This window comes from Streptomyces sp. NPDC102402, assembly GCF_044765765.1.
Lineage (GTDB): Bacteria > Actinomycetota > Actinomycetes > Streptomycetales > Streptomycetaceae > Streptomyces.
Map to the genome: position 1 here is coordinate 295577 of NZ_JBIWKR010000003.1, position 22094 is coordinate 317670.

At 71.9% G+C, this 22094-nt stretch carries 18 protein-coding genes; 8 read left to right on the forward strand and 10 right to left on the reverse strand.

Features of this window, described 5'->3' with window-relative positions; genetic code table 11:
• Positions 1 to 72: 72 nt before the first annotated feature.
• From ACIRJR_RS10835 to ACIRJR_RS10865, 7 genes are all read right to left on the reverse strand, one after another.
• Complete coding sequence (locus ACIRJR_RS10835; RefSeq protein ID WP_403777124.1) at positions 73 to 1047, reverse strand: N-acetylglucosamine kinase; 975 nt, start codon at positions 1045 to 1047, stop codon at positions 73 to 75.
• Positions 1038 to 2303 (reverse strand): 6-phospho-beta-glucosidase, encoded by a 1266-nt coding sequence (locus ACIRJR_RS10840; RefSeq protein WP_403777127.1) that lies wholly within the window; start codon positions 2301 to 2303, stop codon positions 1038 to 1040. Before ACIRJR_RS10840 ends, ACIRJR_RS10835 begins: the two co-directional genes overlap by 10 nt.
• Position 2304: 1 nt before the next feature.
• Positions 2305 to 3207 (reverse strand): carbohydrate ABC transporter permease, encoded by a 903-nt coding sequence (locus tag ACIRJR_RS10845; protein WP_403777130.1) that lies wholly within the window; start codon positions 3205 to 3207, stop codon positions 2305 to 2307.
• A 1-nt stretch (position 3208) separates the two neighbouring features.
• On the reverse strand, positions 3209 to 4207 hold the full coding sequence (locus tag ACIRJR_RS10850) for a carbohydrate ABC transporter permease (protein ID WP_403777133.1): 999 nt from the start codon (positions 4205 to 4207) through the stop codon (positions 3209 to 3211).
• A gap of 11 nt (positions 4208 to 4218) precedes the next feature.
• Positions 4219 to 5559 (reverse strand): ABC transporter substrate-binding protein, encoded by a 1341-nt coding sequence (locus tag ACIRJR_RS10855; protein WP_403777136.1) that lies wholly within the window; start codon positions 5557 to 5559, stop codon positions 4219 to 4221.
• A gap of 125 nt (positions 5560 to 5684) precedes the next feature.
• Positions 5685 to 6845, reverse strand: a complete 1161-nt coding sequence (locus ACIRJR_RS10860; RefSeq protein WP_403777139.1) for an ROK family transcriptional regulator — start codon at positions 6843 to 6845, stop codon at positions 5685 to 5687.
• Positions 6846 to 7024: 179 nt separating this feature from the next.
• The gene (locus tag ACIRJR_RS10865; RefSeq protein WP_403777142.1) at positions 7025 to 8089 is read right to left on the reverse strand and encodes a mechanosensitive ion channel family protein; all 1065 of its coding nucleotides are present in this window, start codon (positions 8087 to 8089) and stop codon (positions 7025 to 7027) included.
• A gap of 316 nt (positions 8090 to 8405) precedes the next feature.
• On the opposite strand from ACIRJR_RS10865, the gene ACIRJR_RS10870 reads away from it, so the two are divergent.
• Positions 8406 to 8942 (forward strand): HNH endonuclease, encoded by a 537-nt coding sequence (locus ACIRJR_RS10870; RefSeq protein WP_403777145.1) that lies wholly within the window; start codon positions 8406 to 8408, stop codon positions 8940 to 8942.
• Between the two features lie 28 nt (positions 8943 to 8970).
• On the opposite strand, the gene ACIRJR_RS10875 is transcribed toward ACIRJR_RS10870, so the two are convergent.
• Positions 8971 to 11973, reverse strand: a complete 3003-nt coding sequence (locus tag ACIRJR_RS10875) for a beta-N-acetylglucosaminidase domain-containing protein (protein WP_403777148.1) — start codon at positions 11971 to 11973, stop codon at positions 8971 to 8973.
• 306 nt (positions 11974 to 12279) lie between these two features.
• On the opposite strand from ACIRJR_RS10875, the gene ACIRJR_RS10880 reads away from it, so the two are divergent.
• From ACIRJR_RS10880 to alc, 5 genes are all read left to right on the forward strand, one after another.
• Entirely contained in the window at positions 12280 to 12612 is a 333-nt protein-coding gene (locus tag ACIRJR_RS10880; RefSeq protein WP_403777151.1) for a hypothetical protein, read from the forward strand.
• Positions 12613 to 14760: a 4-alpha-glucanotransferase gene (gene malQ, locus ACIRJR_RS10885; protein ID WP_403777154.1), complete on the forward strand. Its 2148-nt coding sequence runs from the start codon at positions 12613 to 12615 to the stop codon at positions 14758 to 14760.
• Between the two features lie 38 nt (positions 14761 to 14798).
• Positions 14799 to 15011 (forward strand): hypothetical protein, encoded by a 213-nt coding sequence (locus ACIRJR_RS10890; RefSeq protein WP_403778684.1) that lies wholly within the window; start codon positions 14799 to 14801, stop codon positions 15009 to 15011.
• Positions 15012 to 15092: 81 nt separating this feature from the next.
• On the forward strand, positions 15093 to 16106 hold the full coding sequence (locus tag ACIRJR_RS10895) for a LysR family transcriptional regulator (protein ID WP_403777157.1): 1014 nt from the start codon (positions 15093 to 15095) through the stop codon (positions 16104 to 16106).
• 59 nt (positions 16107 to 16165) lie between these two features.
• Complete coding sequence (alc, locus tag ACIRJR_RS10900) at positions 16166 to 17314, forward strand: allantoicase (RefSeq protein ID WP_403777160.1); 1149 nt, start codon at positions 16166 to 16168, stop codon at positions 17312 to 17314.
• Between the two features lie 204 nt (positions 17315 to 17518).
• On the opposite strand, the gene pepN is transcribed toward alc, so the two are convergent.
• On the reverse strand, positions 17519 to 20095 hold the full coding sequence (pepN, locus tag ACIRJR_RS10905; RefSeq protein WP_403777162.1) for an aminopeptidase N: 2577 nt from the start codon (positions 20093 to 20095) through the stop codon (positions 17519 to 17521).
• Between the two features lie 113 nt (positions 20096 to 20208).
• Between pepN and ACIRJR_RS10910 the strand changes: the two genes are divergently transcribed.
• Positions 20209 to 20709, forward strand: coding sequence for a DUF1203 domain-containing protein (locus ACIRJR_RS10910; RefSeq protein WP_403777165.1), 501 nt, complete (start codon positions 20209 to 20211; stop codon positions 20707 to 20709).
• Positions 20710 to 20743: 34 nt separating this feature from the next.
• Entirely contained in the window at positions 20744 to 20896 is a 153-nt protein-coding gene (locus ACIRJR_RS10915; RefSeq protein ID WP_403777167.1) for a hypothetical protein, read from the forward strand.
• 70 nt (positions 20897 to 20966) lie between these two features.
• Here ACIRJR_RS10915 and ACIRJR_RS10920 read toward each other — a convergent pair whose 3' ends face one another.
• A complete protein-coding gene (locus ACIRJR_RS10920) occupies positions 20967 to 21995 on the reverse strand; it encodes an aspartate-semialdehyde dehydrogenase (RefSeq protein WP_403777170.1) in 1029 nt (342 codons plus the stop codon).
• Positions 21996 to 22094: the final 99 nt, after the last annotated feature.

The window sequence follows — 22094 nt, forward strand, 5'->3', positions numbered from 1 at the left end:
GATCGGTTCCCGTGTGGAAGGGACGTCTCCCGGCGGCGGACCGGGTGACGCCCCACCTCTGTGACCGGGGCGTCAGGCGTAGTGCGCGCGCAGCGTGCGGTGCGCCTCGGCCGGGGCCCCCGTGTGGTCCAGGCCGAGCAGGGCGGCGCCCAGGACGGGAGGCTCCGTGACGACCCGGACCACCGCCTTCGGGGCCCGCTCCGAGAGGAGCCGGGCGATGCCGTCGTCCAGCCGGGGGTGCCGTGCGGCCAGCACGCTGCCGCCCAGCACGACCGGTACCTCCTCGGACAGCAGTTCCAGCCGCCCCAGCGCCACCGTCGCCATGGAGACGACCTCGCCGGCCAGCCGGTCCACCAGGGCGCTCGCCACGGCGTCCCCGGCCGCGCTCGTCGCGAACAGCACCGGCGTCAGCTCGTGCCGGCGCCCCGCGGGGATCAGCCCCCGGTGCAGCGCCTCGATCAGCTCGTACATCGAGCCGAGACCGAAGTGTCCCGGCAGCGTACGCACCAGTTCCGTCGGCTCCCCGCGGCCGTCCTCGGCCCGCGCGGCGAACCACAGGGCCTCCTCGGCGAGCCCCGAACCACCGCCCCAGTCACCCGATATCCGGCCGATCGCCGGGAACCGGGCCGTACGGCCGTCCGGGACCATGCCCACGCAGTTGATCCCGGCACCGCAGACGACGGCCACCCCGCGCGGCTCGTCCAGCGCCGCCCGCAGGATCGCGAAGGTGTCGTTGCGCACCTCCACCGTGCGGCCCCAGCCCCGGGCGAGCAGGGCCTCGGCCAGCTCGGCCTCCTCCACGGGGAGGTCGGCGTTGGCCAGGCACGCCGACACGTGCTCCACGCTCCCGACGGGCGCTCCGGACGAGGCCAGGGCCTGTCCGATCGCCGAGGCCAGGACGTCCACCGCCGTCTCCACACCGACGACGGGCGGCTGGAAGCCGCCGCCGCGCGCCGTGGACAGGACGGTGCCGTCCTCGCCGATCAGTGCCACGTCGGTCTTGCTGTTGCCCGCGTCGATGGCGAGGACCGAAGCGTTCACGCCCACGCCAGGTGCTCCCGGTTGTGCGCGATCAGCCGGTCCGTGAGGGCCTCGGCGTACTCGAACTGTCCGACGAGCGGATGCGAGAGCAGCGCCTTGAACACCCTGTCCCGGCCGCCCCGGAGCGCCGCGTCCAGCGCCAGGTCCTCGTACGCCGTCACGTTGGCGATGAGCCCGGCGTACAGCGGGTCGAGGGCCGGCACCGCGAGCGGGGAGGCGCCCGTGCCGTCCACCCGGGCCTGGGTCTCGATGACCGCGTCGTCCGGCAGGAAGGGCAGCGTGCCGTTGTTGTACGTGTTGACCACCTGCACCGCGGAGCCTCCCCCGCCGAGCAGCGAGGCGGCCAGGTCCACGGCCGCCTCCGAGTAGAAGGCCCCTCCCCGCTTGGCGAGCAGCTCGGGCTTCTCGTCCAGCGCCGGATCGCCGTACATGGCCAGGAGCTCCGTCTCCATCTTCGCGACCTCCGCCGCCCGGGACGGCTTGGTGCCGAGCTCCCGGACGACCTCGTCGTGCGCGTAGAAGTACCGCAGGTAGTACGACGGGACCACGCCGAGGCGGTCGACGATCTGCCGGGGCATGCGCAGGTCTCCGGCGATCGCGTCTCCGTGCTCCGCGAGCAGCTTCGGCAGGACGTCCTCGCCGTCCGGGCCGCCGAGCCGCACCCCGAGCTCCCACGACAGGTGGTTGAGCCCGACGTGGTCCAGGTGGATCTCGCCCGGAGCCACGTCGAGGAGCCGGGCGAACTTCCGCTGGAAGCCGATCGCGACGTTGCACAGCCCGACGGTCTTGTGCCCGGCCCGCAGCAGGGCGCGGGTCACGATGCCGACCGGGTTGGTGAAGTCGATGATCCAGGCGTCCGGATTGGCGCGCCGGACCCGCTCGGCGATGTCGAGGACGACCGGAACCGTGCGCAGCGCCTTGGCGAGGCCGCCCGCGCCGGTGGTCTCCTGGCCGACGCAGCCGCATTCCAGCGGCCACGTCTCGTCCTGGTTGCGCGCCGCCTGCCCGCCGACGCGCAGCTGGAGCAGCACCGCGTCGGCGCCCTCCACGCCCGCGTCCACGTCGGAGGTGGTGGTGATCCGGCCGGGGTGCCCCTGCTTGGCGAAGATCCTGCGCGCCAGTCCGCCGACGAGCTCCAGCCGGTCGGCCGCCGGATCGACGAGCACCAGCTCCTCGACGGGCAGGGTGTCCCGCAACCGCGCGAACCCGTCGATCAGTTCGGGTGTGTAGGTGGACCCGCCACCCACTACTGCGAGCTTCATGTCAGCCCTTCACTCCAGTCAGTGTGACGCCTTCTACGAAGGCCTTTTGTGCGAAGAAGAACACGACGATGACCGGCGCCATGACCAGCAGGGTCGCGGCCATCGTCAGGTTCCAGTTGACCGCGTGGGCGCTCTTGAAGGACTCCAGGCCGTAACTCAGGGTCCAGGCACCGGGGTTCTGCGCGGCGTAGATCTGCGGTCCGAAGTAGTCGTTCCAGCAGTAGAAGAACTGGAAGAGCGCGACGGCGGCGATGCCCGGCTTGGCCATCGGCACGACGATCCGCAGGAGCGTCCGGAGCTCACCGCACCCGTCGACCTTCGCCGACTCGATGTACTCCTGCGGGATGGTGAGCAGGAACTGCCGCAGCAGGAAGATGGAGTAGGCGTCCCCGAACGCCATGGGGATGATCAGCGGCCACAGCGAGCCCGAGAGGTGGAACTGCTGCGACCACACCAGGTACATCGGGATGACGATGACCTGGGGCGGCAGCATCATCGTGGAGATGACGAGGATCATCGCGGTACGCCGGCCGCGGAAGCGGAACTTGGCCAGGGCGTAGGCGACCGGCACCGACGAGCACACCGTGAACACCGTGCCGAGCAGTGCGTACATCAGGGAGTTGCGCCACCAGTCGAGGAACCCCGGGGTGTGGAAGACGGTCGAGTAGTTCGACCAGTGCCAGGAGTCAGGCCACAGGTCGCCGCTCATCGCCTGGCTGTCGCTCATCACCGAGGTGAGGAGGACGAAGACGAACGGCAGGACGAAGAAGAGGGCGAGTGCCACGGCCACGGAGTGGACGGCGATCCAGTTCAGGACGCGCCTGCGCCGGTGGGAGGCCGCGTCCGCGCCGCGCTGCCGGCTCGTCACGGGAGCTTCCGGCCTGGTCAGGGTGGTGCTGGTCATCTCAGTCCTCCGCCGGAATGAGGCCGACGCTCTTGCGCATCAGCAGAAGGGTGACGCCCATGGCGATCGCGAAGAGCACGAGGGAGAGCACGCACGCGGCACCGGTGTTGAAGTTCTGGAAGCCCATCGAGTAGACGAGCTGCGGCACCGTCAGGGTGGAGTGGTCCGGATATCCGGGCTGGATCACCGTGCCGGGGCCGATGGAGACGCCCGAGGCGAGCTTCCCCGCGACGAGGGCCTGCGTGTAGTACTGCATCGTCTGCACGACGCCGGTGACGACGGCGAACAGCACGATCGGGGTGATGGCGGGCCAGGTGACGAAACGGAACTTCGTCCAGGCACCGGCACCGTCGAGATCGGCGGCCTCGTACTGCTCCTTCGGCACGTCCAGGAGCGAGGCCATGAAGATGACCATCAGGTCGCCGATGCCCCACAGGGAGAGCAGGACCAGCGAGGGCTTCGACCAGTTCGGGTCGTTGAACCAGCTCGGGCCGCTCACGCCGATCCACGAGAGCATCTCGTGGACCGGTCCTGTGGACGGGTTGAGGAGGAAGACGAAGGACACGGTGGCCGCGACCGGCGGGGCCAGGTACGGGATGTAGAAGGCCGTACGGAAGAGCCCCACACCCGTCTTGATCTTCGTGATGAGCAGGCCGATCCCGAGGCCGAAGACCACGCGCAGCGCCACCATGACGACGACCAGCCAGAGGGTGTTCCACAGGGCCGGGCCGAACAGCGGCATCTGCTCGAACACGTACCTCCAGTTCCGCAGCCCCACGAAGGTGGGCGCCTTGATCTGGTTGTAGTGCATGAACGAGAAGTAGACGGTCGCGATCAGCGGATATCCGAAGAAGACGGAGAAGCCGACCAGCCACGGGGAGAGGAATCCCAGGGTGCGCAGCCGCTCGCGGTTCCGCTTGCGGCGCAGAGGGGCGTTGCGGGGGGCCGGTTCGGCCCTCCGGCCGGCGGACTTCGCCGAGGTGGGGAGGGAAAGTGCCATGACCCGGCTCCTCAGTTCTCCGACTGGACGTTGTCGGCGTCGATCTGGTCGTCGAGGTCCTTGAGGGCCTTGTGCAGGTTCTTCGTCCTGCCGGCCTCGACGGACTGCGAGAAGTCCCCGAACGAGTTGATGTACTGCCCGCCGTTGTTCGAGGGGGGAACGGCCTGGCTGTGGGGGTTCTGCGCGATCGAGATGAAGGCGCGGAACGCCGGATCGGCGTCCAGGTCCGGCGATTTCAGCGCGTCGAACGTGGACGGCACGTTGTGGATGGCGTTGGCGAAGTGGACGACCGCCCCGGTGTCGATCGTCAGGTACTTCACCAGTTCCCAGGCCGCGTTCTGGTGCGTGCTGCTGTGCGCGATGCCCGCGACGGTGCCGGTGAGGTAGCCGCGCCCGTAGGTGTCGGCCTGGTCGTCGGGGACCGGCAGCGGGGCCACGCCCCAGTCGAAGTCCGCCTTGGCCTCGTCGAGCATCAGCCCGCGCCACTCGCCGTCCAGGTGCATGGCGAGCTTGCCGGTCAGGAAGCCGTTCTGGGACGACATCTCGTCGCCGAACGTGGCGCGCAGCCGCTCCATGGCGTGGTAGCCGCCCTGTGCGTCGGAGAGACCGCGCATGGTGGAGAAGAACTCCTCGGTCTTCGGCTCCTCCGCGAGCCGGGCCCTGCCCTCGTCGTCGAAGTACCTCGGCCCCCACTGCGCGAACATCCGGTCGGGGGAGTTCTGGTAGAGCTGGAAGTTCGGCATGAAGCCGGCGCGTTCGAGGGAGCCGTCCTTCTTCTTCCTCGTCAGCTTGACCGCGTCGGCCTTCATCTCGGACATGGTGCGCGGGGGCCGGGTGATCCCGGCCTCCTCGAAGGCGTCCTTGTTGTAGTACATGCCGAACGCGTCGGCGAGCAGCGGCGTCGCGCACTGGACGCCCTCGTACCGGGTGTAGTCCAGCAGGGTCGCGGGGAACACCTTCGTCTTGTCGATCCCGCTCTTCTTCATGAAGGGGTCGAGATCCACCCACATGCCGGAGGAGCAGTACTGCCCGACGTTGTTGGTGGTGAAGGACGTGACGACGTCGGGTGCGTCACCGCCGCCGGCCCGCAGCGCCTGGTTGATGGTCTCGTCGCTCACGTTGCCCGTGGAGACGACATGGATGTTCGGGTGGAGCCTCTCGAAGCGGGCGATGTTCTCCTTGATCGCCTTGGCCTCGCTCGGCGCCGACCAGCCGTGCCAGAACTTCAGTGTGACGGGTTTCGTGGGGTCGTCGGTGTCACTGCCGGTGCTCGGGTTCGCGCAGCCGGCCAGCAGCAGTGCGGCCGCGCCGAGCGCCACCGGCACACGGGTACGGATATGCCATCGCGCCATGTCGGACTTCCTTAGCGGGAGGGGGAGGAGGTGGAACACACGGACGGGAGGGTTCTGGAGCGGCGGGCATGGAGGTGCCGTACGGGCCACCGGACCGGGGACGCCGCTGCGGGGGGACGGGTGGTTCAGACGGTGTCGAAGACGCTGTCGCGGGCTTGGGCGAGGGCGGTGCGCAGCGCGCCGGTCAGGATCGGGTTCCCTTCGATGTCGCTGATGCGCAGCAGGGGCCTGGGGAGCGCCAGGCCGGTCAGCTCCGTCTCGACCAGCGTGCGGAGTGCCTCTCCGCCCGCCTGGGCCACGCGGCCGGAGAGCACGACCAGTTCGGGATCGACCACGGCGACCACGGCGGCGAGCCCGGTGGCCAGCCGGCGGGCGACCTCGGCGCGGACGGCCTCGTCGGCGAGCGCCTCCGACAGCGGCCTGCCCCCGGCCAGCGCGCGTATGGCGGGGCGGGAGACGAGGCTCTGGAAGCCGCCCCCCGCGTCCGGGCCCGCCCAGTCCCTCTCGCCGCCGCGGGCCAGCGGGGCGCCCGGCAGCGGCATGTAGCCGATCTCCCCGGCGCCGCCGGTGGCGCCGCGCAGGAGCGAGCCGTTCAGCACGATCGCCGCGCCCACACCCTCGTCGAGCCAGGCGAGGACGAAGTGGTCGTGGTCCTGCGCGGCGCCCTCGTACTGCTCGGCCACGGCGGCGAGGTTCACGTCGTTCTCGATGACGACCGGCCTGCCGACGACCTCGGCGAGGTCGGCGACGAGGGTGCGCGAGTGCCAGCCGGGCAGATGGGGTGCGTAGCGCAGCCGGCCGGTGTGCGGGTCGATCGCGCCCGGGGTCCCGATCACCACGCCGTCGAGGTCGTCGTGCCCGAGGCCGGTCCCGCGCAGGGCGCCGTCCACGGCCTCGGCGACGAGCTGGGCGGTGCGGTGGCGTACGTCCTCCGCGACGGCTTCCGCGTCCACGCGGCAGGAGCCGATCACGGTGCCGGTGATGTCGGCGACGACGGCGTCGATGCCGGTGTGCCCGACGGCGAGCGCCGCGACGTGGCCGGCGGCCGGGTCGATCTCGTAGAGCACCGCCCGGGGGCCCGGACGCCCGCTCTGGCTGCCGGTCGAACGGACCAGGCCGGCGTCCTCCAGCCGTGCGAGCAGCTGGGAGGCGGTGGGCTTGGAGAGCCCGGTCAGCTCCCCGATGCGGGTACGGGTGAGGGGGCCCTGGGCGGCCAGGAGATCGAGCGCCGCCCGGTCGTTCATGGCGCGCAGGACACGGGGGGTACCCGGGGTGGTTCCGGCCATGAGCGACGCGCTCCCTCTGTTAGGAAACTTTCCTATTCGTTGGGAGGAACGTAGGACCCGTGTCACCGGGTCGTCAATGGGGTCAGGTGACACGGCTGCCGAAGTGTTACCCGGACCGGGGCGCGGGCGCGCGAAAGGGGCGCCCCGCGGTCTCGCGGGGCGCCCCTTTCGCGCGGGTCCTACTTCGTCAGGTTGGGCGGCGGTATCGGGGTCGCCGCCAGCGACTGCGGTGACGTCGTCGAGGCGTACGCCGAGGGGGCCGCCATGGCCGCCGTCGGGTCGGCGACGGACTCGCCGTCCGTATGGAGGGGGACGGCGCCGATCATCCGGATGCCGGCCGCGTCCAGCGACCGCTTGATCCGCCAGCGCAGCTCCCGCTCCACGCCCAGGGACTTGCCCGGCATGGTCTTCGCCGTGACGCGCACGGTCATCGAGTCGAGCAGCACCGCGTCCAGGCCGAGGATCTCCACCGGGCCCCACAGCCGCTCCGACCAGGGCTCTTCCTTGGTCATGGTCTCGCCCGCCTCGGCGATCGCCTGACGCACCAGGTCCAGGTCCTCCGTGGGGCGGACCGTGACGTCGACACCGGCCGTGGACCAGCCCTGGCTGAGGTTGCCGATCCGCTTCACCTCGCCGTTGCGGACGTACCAGATCTCGCCGTTGTCGCCGCGCAGCTTGGTGACCCGCAGGCCGACCTCGATGACCTCGCCGGAGGCGACACCCGCGTCGATCGTGTCCCCGACGCCGTACTGGTCCTCGAGGATCATGAAGACACCGGAGAGGAAGTCGGTGACGAGGTTGCGCGCGCCGAAGCCCAGCGCCACACCGGCGACTCCCGCCGAGGCCAGCAGCGGGGCCAGATTGATCTGGAAGGCACCCAGGATCATCAGGGCGGCCGTGCCGAGGATCAGGAACGACGTGACCGAGCGGAGCACGGACCCGATGGCCTCGGAGCGCTGGCGGCGGCGTTCGGCGTTGACCAGCAGGCCGCCGAGGGCCGTCCCCTCCACCGCCTGGGCGCTGCGGTTCATCCGGTCGATGAGGTTGGTGAGAGCGCGCCGGATCAGGTAGCGCAGCACGATCGCGATGGCCGCGATGAGGATGATGCGGAGACCGGTGTTCAGCCAGGTGGACCAGTTCTCCTCGACCCAGCCCGCGGCGTTCCCGGCCCGCTCGGCGGCTTCGTCCAGAGAGCCCCCGGCCCCGGGTGACGGAGCTGCGGCCAGGAGGGCGGACAAGGACACGGCGAGGACCTCCAGAAGGGACGACAGCAGACCATCCACAGTAACGAAGCCGGGGGAGTGGTTCGTTGCCGTTCGGGAGCGAGATCCACGTCTCACCCGGCGGCGCACGGACCGTGTCCCGTATCGCACAGGGGCCGGACGCCCTGCTGGAGCACCTGTTCCGGTGTGTCCGGGGCGTGCCCGCGGCAGGGGGTGAGAAAAATCCTTCCGGCCCGTTACCCGCACGTGGTGGCGCTCGGACCAGGCATGAGGGGAGACTGAGAGCGGATCGTCCCGGCGCGAGCCACGCGTCGCCGGCGTACAAGGAGGCATCCACGTGCCGCACGTCCTGGTTCTCAACGCTTCGTACGAGCCGCTCGGCGTCGTACCTCTCCGCCGCGCGCTCGTCCTCGTCCTCGAGAACAAGGCCATCTGCCTCGAGGAGTCCGGCGCCTTCCTGCACAGTGCCACCAGCGCCGTGCCCGCGCCCAGCGTCGTCCGCCTCAAGCGGTTCGTGCGGGTGCCCTACCGGGGGCCCGTCCCTCTGACCCGCCGGGCGCTCTTCGCGAGGGACGGCGGTCGGTGCGTGTACTGCGGCGCCGCCGCGACCAGCGTCGACCACGTCATCCCGCGCAGCCGCGGCGGGCAGCACGCCTGGGACAACGTGGTGGCGGCCTGCCGCCGCTGCAACCACGTGAAGGCGGACCGCCATCTGCCGGAGCTGGGCTGGCGGCTGCGTCACCAGCCGGCGCCGCCCAGCGGTCTGGCCTGGCGGATCATCGGGACCGGACACCGGGATCCGCGCTGGCTGCCCTACCTGCAGCCGTTCGGCGCGGACGACGTGATGGCCCGGATCGACGGCGTTTCCGCCTGAGGACCCTGGCCTTCGGGCCCTCGGTCCCTCAGTCGGTGTCCGGGTCCTCGTCGGCCACGGCATAGGCCTCGACCGACCACAGCGAGTAGCCGTACTGCGTGGCCCGGCCGTCGCCCTGGATCCGGATGAAGCGGGTGTCCTTCGCGTCCATCCGGACCGCCTCACGCCCGCCCCCGCCCTCCCGCACGGTCGCCGCCGTACGCCAGGTGCGGCCGTCCGGGGAGACCTGCACGCGGTAGCGGGACGCGTAGGCGTCCTGCCAGCGCAGGACGACCTGGCCGAGCCGCACCGGCGCGGGCAGCTCGGCCTGCCACCAGGCGCCGTCCTCGACGGGTGAGGACCAGCGGGTCTCCGGATCGCCGTCCGAGGCCGCCGTCGCGGGGAAGTCCGGGGTCTCGTCACCGGACGAGGACGCCTCGGCCGTACGCACCAGATCGGGGCCCGCCGTGCGCGGGAAGGCCCGTACGGTCAGCGTGCTCTCCTGGCCCCCGAAGCTCAGCGGCACCTCGTACTCACCGGCCGGGGTGCCGGCCGGGACGGTGATGTCCACGGGGACGTCGGTGCGCGAGCCGCGCGTCACGGTCGTCTGCTTCGGCACCTTCACCTCGATGCCCTTCGGCGCCCTGGCCCTCAGCTCTCCCTTCACCTCGCCGGGCCGTCCGCCGGCCAGCCGGGCCTCGACCCGCTGGCTGCCGCCGCCGATCACGGCGTCCGTCCTGTCGCGGACGAGGGCGAGCCGGGCGGCCGGTTCGTCACCGAACCACGGCACCAGCGCCCGGACCTCCGGGACGTCGGAGGAGGGGGCGGCGGTCCCCGGGGCGCCCGGGGCCGGAGGACCGACGAGGAGCGGGCGGGCGGAGGGGGTGGCGACCCGGACGGCGTCGGCCCGCAGACCGCCCGCCTCCGTCTGTGTCCAGCCCTCCGCGGACAGGGAGCCGAGCCTGTGCCATCCCTCGCCCGGCACATGTGCCTCCAGGACCGCGTCCGCCGCTGCCTCACCCGGACGGGCCAGCGTGGTGACGGCCTCCAGCGGGCGGGCCCGGTCGAACCGGAGGGTGTGGCCGTGTGCGTCCCGGCTCACCGTCCCCGCGTCACGGGCGGTGCCGTTCCAGGCGTCGGCCTCCTCCTGGACCCGGTCCAGGAACGGGTCCAGGACGCCCTTGCCGACCTCGGCGGTACTCGCCCCGATCTCCTTGCGCAGCGCTTCGAGGGCCAGCTGGGCCCGCCAGGCTGCAGCCCCGTCGCCGCGTTCCTGGGCCTGCCGCAGATCGACGGCCAGTTCGCCCGCCCGGCCGTATCTGGCCAGTTGTCCGGTCCAGGGCCGCACCTCGTCCCGGAGCCGGCCGCTCGCGAGGGTCCCCAGCCGCTCGGGTGCCTGCCGCATCACCCCGAACGCGGTCCGCAGCTCACGCGCGGCCCGGTCGCGTCCCGCCGTGTCCGAGTCCGGACGCGACGCCAGGAACGCGGCCAGCAGCGGCCGGAGGTACGCGGACTCGTCGCCGCCCAGCACCGAGGCGGCGCTGTTGCCCGCCAGGGCGCCCAGGGCCGCCCGGGCGGAGGCGTCCCCGTCCGCCAGGTCGTCCAGGGCGGCCTGCCAGGACTCCTGCGGCCGGTACTGCTTCGGGTTCCAGGCGAAGTCCGCGGCCGTGAACAGCGGGATACGGGACGCCGACGGCTGCTCCATGGCGTTGGCCAGCAGGGCCGCGGACCCGCCGGCCACCGCCGGATCGCGGCCGGTGTACGGGCCGAGGAAGATCCGGCCCCGCGCGTAGTCGTTGACCGGGTAGTTGTCCATGGTGACCAGGGGGCGGCGGAAGGCGGCCCGCGCGCCGGCCAGTTCCCGGCCGGTGATCGTCCTCGGCACGACCCCGACACCGGTCCAGGCGACCTGCACCCGGTGGTCCAGCTCCGCGGCGAGCGCCGTGCGGTAGGCGGTGGCGCCGTCCTGGTAGTACTCGGTCGGCATCACCGACAGCGGCTCAGCGCCCGGGTACCGGTCCGCGAGGTGCCTGGCGACCGCGCTCGCGACCCGGGCCTGCGCCCTCGCCGCCGCCTCGGGCCCGCTGCCGAACGTCTCCGCGTCCTGGTCGCAGTGCCATTCGCTGTAACTGACGTTCTGGAACTGCAGCTGGAAGGCCCGCACACCCAGCGCCCACATCGCGTCGATCTTCCGGTTCAGCGCCCGTACGTCCGTGTCCGAGGCCATGCACATCGCCTGCCCGGGGGAGACGGCCCAGCCGAGCGTCACGTGCTCGGCCCTCGCCTTCGCCGCCAGCGCGCGGAAGTCGGCCCGCTCCCCGGCGGGGTACGGCTCACGCCACCGGGTCTGCCGGTACGGGTCGTCGCCGGCCGCGTAGAGATAGCGGTTCTGCTTCGTGTGCCCCATGAAGCCGAGCTGGGCGAGCCGCTCCTCCTGGCTCCACGGCTGCCCGTAGAACCCCTCGGTCGTGCCGCGCACGGCGGTCCCCGGCCAGTCGCGGACGACGGCCCCGGCGACGGCGCCGTCCCGTACGAGCTGGCGCAGGGTCTGGACGGCGTGGAACAGGCCGTCCTCTCCGACGCCGTCCGCGGCGACGGTGGGCCGGCCCCCGACCGTGCCCACGGCGAGGCGGTAGCCCCCGGACGGCAGGTCGGAGCGCTCGGGTGCGCGCAGGGCCCGCAGCGCCCTGCCCGCGTCCGTGCCGCCGAGGCGGATCACCGGGCCCTCGCCGGGCAGCGCGCCGTGCACCGTCCGGACCCCGGCCTCGCGCAGCAGTGCCCTGAGCGCGTCCACGGCGTAGGGATCGGCCCGCGCGTCGGCGAGGAGGGTCACCTCGGACCCCAATGGAACGGACCGTCCGGAGGGTTCGAGGGACTGCGGCCGCGGCCAGACGGCGGGCAGCCGCGCGTCGTAGGCGCGGTCCGTGCTGGTCGCCGCGGGGCCGCCGGGCGTGACGGGAGCCGCGACGGCGGCCGGAGCGAAGGGGCCGAGCAGCCCGCCGATCACGGCGACGGCGACGGCCGTCGCGTGCCTCCTGCGCCCGAGCTGCACGCCGTACTCCTTCGTCCTGACCTCGCCCGGCAGTGACGTCCGAGCCCACCACCCGGGCGGGGGGGGTGTCAATGCGCTTGGCCGCTTCGGGCGAAATGCCCGATGTGTTGGCTGGCGTGGCGCCCTCGAATCCGGGGAAGCGTGATCGAATGGCCGAAAACGGCCCATAGCCGACGCATCGGGGAACGGAATGTGACCCACGGCACGTTGGGCTCGTTGTCATAACGCCTATGTCACGTCCATGCCTGCTCGCGCGCCTGCTGGGTAGGTCTGCTGTGTCCTGTTGTCCATGGCCAGGAGGCCCACGTGCCCGCTTCCGCGCAGCTTCTGCTCTCCGCCCTCTCCAAACAGGTACCGAGCCCCATGGGACCCGACCCGCTCGCATCCAAGAAGTCCCCGACCTTCACCGCCCCTCCGATGATCAGCGAGCTGCCGCTCGTCGATGTCTCCCCCCTGACCGGTGAACCCGCGTTCGCCGACAGCGCTCCGCTCACCAGCGAGCCCCCTCTCACCAGCGAGCCCCCGCTCGCCGACGCCACACCTCTCACGAGCGAGCCACCGCTCGCCGCCGTCGCCCCTCTGACCAGCGAGCCGACAGCACCCGGCACCGCAGGGGGCATGGAGTCCCCAGGAGTCTGAATGGGCTTGTCCCGGCTCGCCGCACTGCACGGCGTCGCCACCTCCTTCTCCCCGTCCCCGGACGTCACGGTGTCCGTCCCCGACGACACGGTCTCGGCCGTGCTCGCCGCGCTGGGCGTCGACGCCGCCACCCCGGCGGACGTACGGAGGTCACTCACCGCAGCCGAATCGGCAGCGGCCTCCCGACTGCTCCCGCCGACGGTGGTGGCCTGGTCGGGAGAGCCGCTGCCGGCCGCGCTCACCGCGATCCCGCCCGGCACCGTCCTCACGGTCGAGCCGGAACCGGACGCCGACGGCGCGTCCAGGCCCCTGCGCATGCGCGTGCTTCCCGCACCCGCCCCGACGGCGGACACGCCGACCACACCCTCCTGGTGGACCGAACCGCCCCTGGGGGTGCACCGGCTGACCGTCCGTACCCCGGACCGCCACTACGCGAGCGCCACGCTCGTCGTCGCTCCGGACCGCGTACCCCAGCCGCCCGCCCGCACACACGGATTCCTCGTCCAGCTCTACTCGATGCTCTCCACCCGCTCCTGGGGCATGGGCGACCTCGCGGACCTCGCCGACCTCGCAGCCTGGGCGGGCAGGACCCTGGGGAGCGGGTTCGTCCAGATCAACCCCCTGCACGCCGCCGTGCCCGGCAGGCCCACCGACCCCTCCCCGTACCGCCCCTCCTCGCGCCGCTTCCCCGACCCCGTGCACCTGCACATCGAGTCCATCCCTGAGTACGGCCATGTCCCCGAGCCCGGCAGGGCGGCCCTGGACGACCTCCGCCAGGAAGCCGCGGCACTCCGGGAAGCCGTCCTGAACAAGGGTGCGCTGATCGACCGGGACGCCGTCTGGGAGCTCAAGAAGCAGGCGCTGGAACTCATCCACCAGGTCCCCCTGACGCCGGGCCGCCGCGCCGCGTACTGCGACTTCCTCGCCGCACAGGGGCAGGCCCTGGAGGACCACGCCCTGTGGTGCGCCCTGGCCGAGGCGCACGGCCCTCAGTGGCGGGCCTGGCCCGAAGGGCTGCGTGACCCCCGCTCCCCGCAGAGCACCCGCGCCCGCGCCGAGCTCCTGGACCGGGTCGACTTCCACTGCCGGCTCGCCTGGCTCACCGACACCCAGCTCGCGACCGCGCAGGCGGCCGCCCGCGACTCCGGCATGGCCGTCGGTATCGTCCACGACCTCGCGGTAGGCGTCCATCCCGACGGCGCCGACACCTGGGCCCAGCAGGACGCCTTCGCACACGGCATGTCCGTCGGCGCGCCACCCGACGCCTTCAACGCCCACGGCCAGGACTGGGGGCTGCCCCCCTGGCGGCCCGACGCCCTCGCCCGATCGGGCTACGCCCCCTACCGGCGGCTCCTGCGCGGCCTCTTCGCCCACGCCGGAGCGCTGCGCATCGACCACGTCATGGGCCTCTTCCGTCTCTGGTGGGTGCCCGAGGGGCGACCGCCCACCGACGGCGCGTACGTCAGCCAGGACGCCGAGGCCATGCTCGCCGTCCTCGTCCTGGAGGCGCACCGGGCCGGTGCCGTCGTCATAGGGGAGGACCTCGGAACCGTCGAGCCCGGGGTGCGCGAGGCGCTCGCCCGGCGCGGAGTGCTGGGCACCTCCGTGCTCTGGTTCGAGCGGGACTGGAACGGCACCGGGCGTCCGCTCGCCCCGGAGCGGTGGCGTGAGGACTGCGTGGCCACCGCGACCACCCATGACCTGCCCTCCACCGCCGCCCGCCTGACGGGCGAGCACGTGACGCTCCGCCACCGGCTCGGCCTGCTCGCCCGGGACCTCGAACAGGAACTGGCCGAGGACGCCGCCGACACCGCCGAGTGGCTTGCCTACCTGGCCCGGCTCCGGCTGCTGCCCGAGGGCGACGGCGACGAGGAGGCGGCCGTGCGCGCGGTCCACCGCTTCCTGCTGCGCACCCCGGCCCGGATGACCGGGGTCTGGCTCCCGGACGCCGTGGGCGACCGCCGCCCGCAGAACCTCCCCGGGACCTGGGACCAGTACCCCAACTGGCGCCTGCCCGTCGCGGATGCGGACGGCCACCCCGTCAACCTGGAGGAGATCACCGCCTCGCCCCGGCTGCGGAGGCTGATGGCCGTCATGCCGGACGGCGGGAGGTCCCGTACGGCACCCCCGGGCGAGCGCCCCTCGTAGGCGTTCGCTACGTTTGCACCGTGGACAAGAAGAACGCTATGCGCGCCGGAGCCGTCGCGGCCGGTACGACGCTGATGATGCTGCTCATGTCGTCCCCGGCGCTCGCGCTCACCCGCGACGACGGTGACGACCCGGGTCCGGGTCTGAACGTGATGGAGACCCTCGGCCTCTACGTCGCGGCACCGATCGTCCTGTTCCTGGTGATCACGGGACTCGTCATGGTCCTCGACAAGTCCAAGAAGCAGGCCTAGACAGCTGCTCCGCGTGTGCGCCGCCGGTACGAAGTGCCGCGCGGCGCACCGGCATGTCCGGGCGACCGGTAGGTTTCGGCCATGACCGAGTGGGACGTCAAGAAGCTCCGCATCCTGCGCACCCTGCGCGACCGGGGCACGGTCACCGCCACGGCCGAAGCGCTGCTCATGACCCCGTCGGCCGTCTCGCAGCAGCTCACCAACCTCGCGCGGCAGCTCGGTGTACCGCTCCTGGAAGCGCAGGGCCGCCGCGTCCGGCTCACCGACGCCGCGCATCTCGTGCTGCGCCATGCCGAGGCGGTCTTCGCCCAGCTCGAGCAGGCCGACGCCGAGCTGACCGGCTATCTGCGGGGCGAGGCGGGCCAGGTGAGGGTCGGCGCCTTCTCGACGGCCGTGCCCGCCCTCGTGGTGCCGGCCGTGCGGCTCCTGCGCGCCGGGGCGCGACCGGGCCCCGAGGTGCGCGTCAGGGAAGCGGAGGCGGCCCAGGCGTACGAGCTGCTGTCCGCCGGGGAGGTGGACCTCGCCCTCTCCCTGGCCGCCCACGCGCCGACGGCCCGGGACCCCCGCTTCACACGGCTGCCGCTCCTGGCCGACCCGCTGGACGTAGCGCTGCCCATGGACCACCGGCTCGCCCGCGCCCCGGGCCTGCGGCTGGCCGACCTCGCCGCCGAACCCTGGATCTTCGGTGGCTCCGGACCCTGGTCGGAGATCACGAGGGCCGCGTGCGAAGCGGCGGGGTTCGTCCCCGAACAGGCCCACAGCGCCTCGGGCTGGACCGCGATCCTGGCCATGGTGGAAGCCGGGATGGGCGTCGCGCTCGTACCCCGGATGGCGTCCGCCGCCGACCGGTCCGGTGAAGGCGTGGCCATGCGGGTCCTGGAGGCGGACCGCCCGCTGCGTCATGTGGTGGCGGCCGTACGGCAGGGGGCGGAGCGGGGTCCGGCGGTGGCACGGGTGCTGACCGCACTCCAGCGGGTGGCACGGTCGACCGTCCAGGGCGACACCGATCAGGACGCGACCGTCCAGGGCGACACCGCCCGGGGCGGAACCGTTCAGGGCGACACCGCCCAGGACGGAACCGTTCAGCAGAGCTGAAAGAACCGTACGAAAACTTTCGATGGACCTGATGGGTCGGCGTGGGGGACAGTCGTCCCATGACCACCGACGCGAACGAGACCGCATTCCAGGACACCGACCCCCACGCGAACGACGCGGCCCCCTACGGCGGGGGCGACCCCTATGCCGACTACCGTCACGCCACCGGCGTCGACTTCACCGAGCTCGTCGACCTCGCGGACCGCCGCCTCGGCGCGGGCGTGATCGCCGCCAACGACGAGTTCTTCGCCGAGCGCGAGAACCTCCTGATCCGCGAACCCGCAGTCTTCGACCCCGAGCGCTTCGGCCACAAGGGCAAGATCATGGACGGCTGGGAGACCCGCCGCCGTCGCGGCGCCGACGCGGAGCACCCCTTCCCCGCCCCGGGAGAGCACGACTGGGCCATCGTCCGGCTCGGTGCCCCCGGGATCATCCGCGGCCTGATCGTCGACACCGCCCACTTCCGCGGCAACTACCCGCAGCGCGTCTCCGTGCAGGCGACCGCCGTCGAGGGCGCCCCGGGCCCCGAGGAGCTCCTCGCCGACGACGTGAAGTGGGAGGAGATCGTCCCGGAGACACCCGTACGCGGCCACGCCGCCAACGCCTTCGAGATCACCGGTGACCGCCGCTACACCCACATCCGGCTCTGCCAGCACCCCGACGGCGGCATCGCCCGCCTCCGTGTCCACGGAGAGGTCGTGCCGGACCCGGCCTGGCTCACGGCCCTGGGCACGATCGACCTGATCTCGATCCTGAACGGCGGCATGTTCGAGGACGCCTCGGACCGTTTCTACTCCTCACCGGCCCAGATCATCCTGCCCGGCACCTCCCGGAAGATGGACGACGGCTGGGAGAACCGCCGCCGCCGGGTCCGCGACACGAACGACTGGGTACGCTTCCGGCTCCCCGCCCAGGGCGCGGTACGCGCCGTCGAGATCGACACCGCCTACCTCAAGGGCAACGCGGCCGGCTGGATCAGCCTCCAGGGCCGTGACGGCGACGACGGCGAGTGGTTCGAGATCATCCCGCGCACCCGGCTCCAGCCCGACACGGTGCACCGCTTCGTCCTGGACGCCGAGGCCGTGGTCACCCACGTCCGCCTCGACACCTTCCCCGACGGCGGAGTCGCCCGGATGCGGCTCCACGGCACCCCGACGGCAGCGGGCACCCTCGCGCTGACCCGCCGCTACGAGGAGTCGCTGGTCTGACCCGCACCTCCCGAGACACCCGCCCGGCGGGCGGCAGCGCTCCGGCGCCTGCCCGCCGGGCGGTTTCCACGTACGGCCGCCCTGCCCAGGGCGTGGCGTGACGCCGGCGTCACGAGGGCGTGAACGGCGCGAAGGGGGCGTCCCGGCCGGGACGCCCCCTTCACGCGCGGTGGCGCGGGACCGCTACGCGGTGGCGCGGGACCGCTACGCGGTGGCCGCCGCCGCGTCCGCCGCCTGGGCCTTCAGGGCGCGCTCCACACCCGAGCGGGACTCCGACATCAGCCGGCGCAGGGCCGCGCTCGGCTGCGCCGATTCCAGCCAGGCGTCCGTGGCGTCCAGGGTCTCCTGCGAGACCTGGAGGGCCGGGTAGAGGCCGACCGCGATCTGCTGGGCCATCTCGTGGCTCCGCGTGTCCCAGACGTCCTTGACCGCCGTGAAGAACCGCTCGGTGTAAGGCTCCAGGAGCTCACGCTGGTCGGTCTGCACGAATCCGTCGATGACCGACTCCTGGAGGGAGTTCGGCAGCTTGTCGGACTCGACCACCGAGGCCCACGCCTCGGCCTTCGCCTCCTCGGTGGGCTGCGCCGCACGTGCGGACGCCGCGTGGCGCTCACCCGCGGCCGTCCTGTCGCGCTCGTACTCGGCGGCGATCTCCTCCTCGTCGATGAGGCCCGTCGCCGCGAGGCGCTGCACGAACGCCCAGCGCAGCTCCGTGTCGACGGCCAGGCCCTCGATCACCTGGGTGCCGTCCAGCAGCGACTGAAGGACGTCCAGGTGGAGCGGGCTGCGGGCCGTCGCGGCGAAGGCGCGGGCCCACGCCAGCTGGTGGTCACCGGCCGGCTCCGCCGCACGCAGGTGCGCCAGCGTCGCCTCGGTCCACTGGTTCAGACCCGCCTCGCGCCACTCCGGGGCGGCGTAGAGGTCGAGGGCCAGCTTCACCTGGCGGTGCAGCGACTGCACGACGCCGATGTCCGACTCCTTGCCGATCCCGGAGAGGACCAGCGCCAGGTAGTCACGGGTCGCCAGCTCGCCGTCGCGCGTCATGTCCCAGGCCGAGGCCCAGCTGAGCGCGCGCGGCAGGGACTCCGCGAAGTCGCCCAGGTGGGCGGTGACGACCCGCAGCGACTCCTCGTCGAGACGGACCTTCGCGTAGGACAGGTCGTCGTCGTTGAGCAGGACGACCGCCGGGCGGGCGGTGCCCGCCGGGAACGGCACGGTCGTCCGCTCGCCTTCGACGTCCAGCTCGATCCGGTCCGTGCGGACCAGCTTCCCGGCCTCGTCGAGGTCGTAGCAGCCGATGGCGATCCGGTGCGGGCGCAGCGTCGGCTCGCCCTTCGCCCCGGCGGGGAGCGCGGGGGCCTCCTGCAGGACGGTGAACGAGGTGACGTGGCCGTTCTCGTCGGTCTCGATCTCCGGGCGGAGGATGTTGATCCCGGCCGTCTCCAGCCACGCCTTCGACCAGGTCTTCAGGTCACGGCCGGAGGTCTCCTCCAGCGCGCCCAGAAGGTCCGACAGGCGCGTGTTGCCGAAGGCGTGCGCCTTGAAGTACGCCTGCACGCCCTGGAAGAACGCGTCCTTGCCGACGTACGCCACGAGCTGCTTCAGGACCGAGGCGCCCTTGGCGTACGTGATCCCGTCGAAGTTCACCAGGACGTCGTCGAGGTCCTGGATGTCCGCCATGATCGGGTGCGTCGACGGCAGCTGGTCCTGGCGGTACGCCCACGTCTTCATGGAGTTGGCGAAGGTCGTCCAGGAGTGCGGCCAGCGCGAACCCTCGGCGTCCGCCTGGCAGGCGATCGAGGTGTACGTGGCGAACGACTCGTTCAGCCAGAGGTCGTTCCACCACTCCATGGTCACCAGGTCGCCGAACCACATGTGGGCCAGCTCGTGGAGGATGGTCTCGGCCCGCGTCTCGTACGCCGCGTCCGTGACCTTCGAGCGGAAGACGTACTGGTCGCGGATGGTGACCGCGCCGGCGTTCTCCATCGCGCCGGCGTTGAACTCCGGGACGAAGAGCTGGTCGTACTTGGCGAAGGGATAGGCGTAGTCGAACTTCTCCTGGAACCACTCGAAGCCCTGCCGGGTGACCGCGAAGATGTCGTCCGCGTCGAGGTACTCGGCGAGCGAGGGGCGGCAGTAGATGCCGAGCGGGACGGACTGGCCGTCCTTCTCGTAGCTGCTGTGCACCGCGTGGTACGGGCCGGCGATCAGGGCCGTGATGTACGTGGAGATGCGCGGCGTCGGCTCGAAGGACCAGACGTCGTCCTTCGGTTCGGGCGTCGGCGAGTTGGAGATCACGGTCCAGCCCGACGGTGCCTTCACGGTGAACCGGAAGGTTGCCTTCAGGTCGGGCTGCTCGAAGCTGGCGAACACCCGGCGGGCATCCGGCACCTCGAACTGGGTGTAGAGGTAGGCCTGCTCGTCGACCGGGTCGACGAAGCGGTGCAGGCCCTCACCCGTGTTGGTGTACGAGCAGTCGGCGACGACCTTGAGCTCGTTGGCGCCGGCCTGGAGGTGCTTCAGCGTGATCCGGGAGTCCCGGAAGACGGCGGCGATGTCCAGGTCCTTGCCGTTCAGCACGACGTCGTGGACCGCCGGGGCGACCAGATCGATGAAGGTCTCGGCCCCGGCCTCGGCGGAGTCGAAGCGCACGGTGGTGACGGACCGGTAGGTGCCGCCCTCCTGCGCGCCGGAGAGGTCGAGATCGATCTCGTACGCGTCCACGGTCAGCAGGCGCGCCCGCTCCTGTGCCTCTTCGCGGGTCAGATTCGTGCCAGGCACGCGGTCATCTCCTTTGATGTGCGGTGTTTTCGCCATCCTTCCACGTGGGGCGGGCGCAGCGCGATGTCCGTTTTCCGCCGGACCGCCGCGGGCGTTCGGGCCAGCCTTGGACCATGACCGCATACGAGGCACGAGCCATCGGGCCGGACGCCCTGAAAGAGCTCCGCACGACCGACGACGCGGGGCTGCCCTGCGTCCCGTACACGGCGACGGAAGGCGGTGAGCCCTTGCGGTGCTGCCTGCGCGCCGCCCGGCCGGGGGAACGGATCGCCCTGGTCTCCTACGCGCCGCTGCGCCGGTGGGCGGCGGAGACCTGGGCGCGCCCCGGGGCGTACGACGAACAGGGTCCGGTCTTTCTCCACGCCGAGGAGTGCGAGGGACCGGCGGGGGACCGGCCCGGCTATCCGTTCTCCCGGGCGGGCGCCCTGCGCACGGTCCGGCGCTACGACGCGGACGGCAGGATCGTCGGAGGCCGGCTGCTGGAGATCCCGGCCGAGGAGGAGCGGGGCTTCGACGAGGCGATGACGGAGGCGTTCGCCGACCCCGAGGTGGTCCTGGTGCATGTGCGGGCCGTGGAGTACGGGTGCTTCCACTTCGAGGTGCGGGCCGGCTGACTCCGGGAACCGGTCCCTCCGGCAGGACGGTGCCATGAGGATCATCCTGAACCTGCCGCGGGAGGACCTCGACTTCCTCGACGCGTATGCGACGGCGGCCGGGTTGCCGTCCCGGTCCGCTGCGCTCCACGTGGCGGTCGCATTGCTGAGAAAGGCCGATCAGGAAGCAGACCGCGAGACGCGGTGACAGATGCCCGGCACATCGCGGAAGGGGTGGCCCCCGGACTCCGGTGGCCACCCCTTCACCGTACGACGGCTCAGCCCTTGAGCTCCGCCGCGACGAGCTCCGCGATCTGGACCGCGTTCAGAGCGGCGCCCTTGCGCAGGTTGTCGTTGGAGACGAACAGCGCCAGGCCGTGCTCGACGGTCTCGTCGTTCCGGATACGGCCGACGTACGAGGCGTCCTTGCCGGCGGCCTGGAGCGGGGTCGGGATCTCGGAGAGCTCGACGCCCTCGGCGTCCTTCAGCAGCTCGTAGGCGCGCTCGACGCTGATCGGGCGGGCGAAACGGGCGTTGATCTGGAGGGAGTGGCCGGAGAAGACCGGGACCCGGACGCAGGTGCCGGAGACCTTGAGCTCCGGGATCTCCAGGATCTTGCGGGACTCGTTGCGGAGCTTCTGCTCCTCGTCCGTCTCGAAGGAGCCGTCGTCGACGATCGAACCCGCGAGAGGCAGGACGTTGAAGGCGATCGGACGCTTGTAGACGTCCGGCTCGGGGAAGTCGACCGCGCCGCCGTCGTGCGTCAGCTTGTCCGCGTCGGCCACGACCTTGGAGGCCTGGCCGTGCAGCTCCGCGACACCGGCGACACCGGAGCCGGACACCGCCTGGTAGGTGGCGACCGTCAGCGCGTCGAGCTGGGCCTCCTGGTGCAGGGGGCGCAGCACGGGCATGGCGGCCATCGTGGTGCAGTTCGGGTTGGCGATGATGCCCTTGGGGCGGTTCCTGATCGCGTGCGCGTTGACCTCCGAGACCACCAGCGGGACCTCGGGGTCCTTGCGCCAGGCGGAGGAGTTGTCGATCACCACGGCGCCCTGGGAGGCGACCTTCTCGGCCAGTGCCTTCGAGGTCGCGCCGCCCGCGGAGAACAGCACGATGTCCAGCCCGGTGTAGTCCGCCGTGGAGGCGTCCTCCACGGTGATGTCCGTGCCCTCGTACGTGAGGGTGGAGCCCGCGGAACGGGCGGAGGCGAAGAGCCGCAGCTCGGCGACGGGGAACTTCCGCTCGGCCAGGATGCTGCGCATGACTGTGCCGACCTGACCGGTGGCGCCGACGATTCCGACCTTCACAAGAACTCCCTCACAGACTGCGAACGGGCACGGTTGCCGGTCCATGATGCTTATGTCCATGGCCCCCATGTCCAATCCATTGTCCGCCAGGCGGACGGA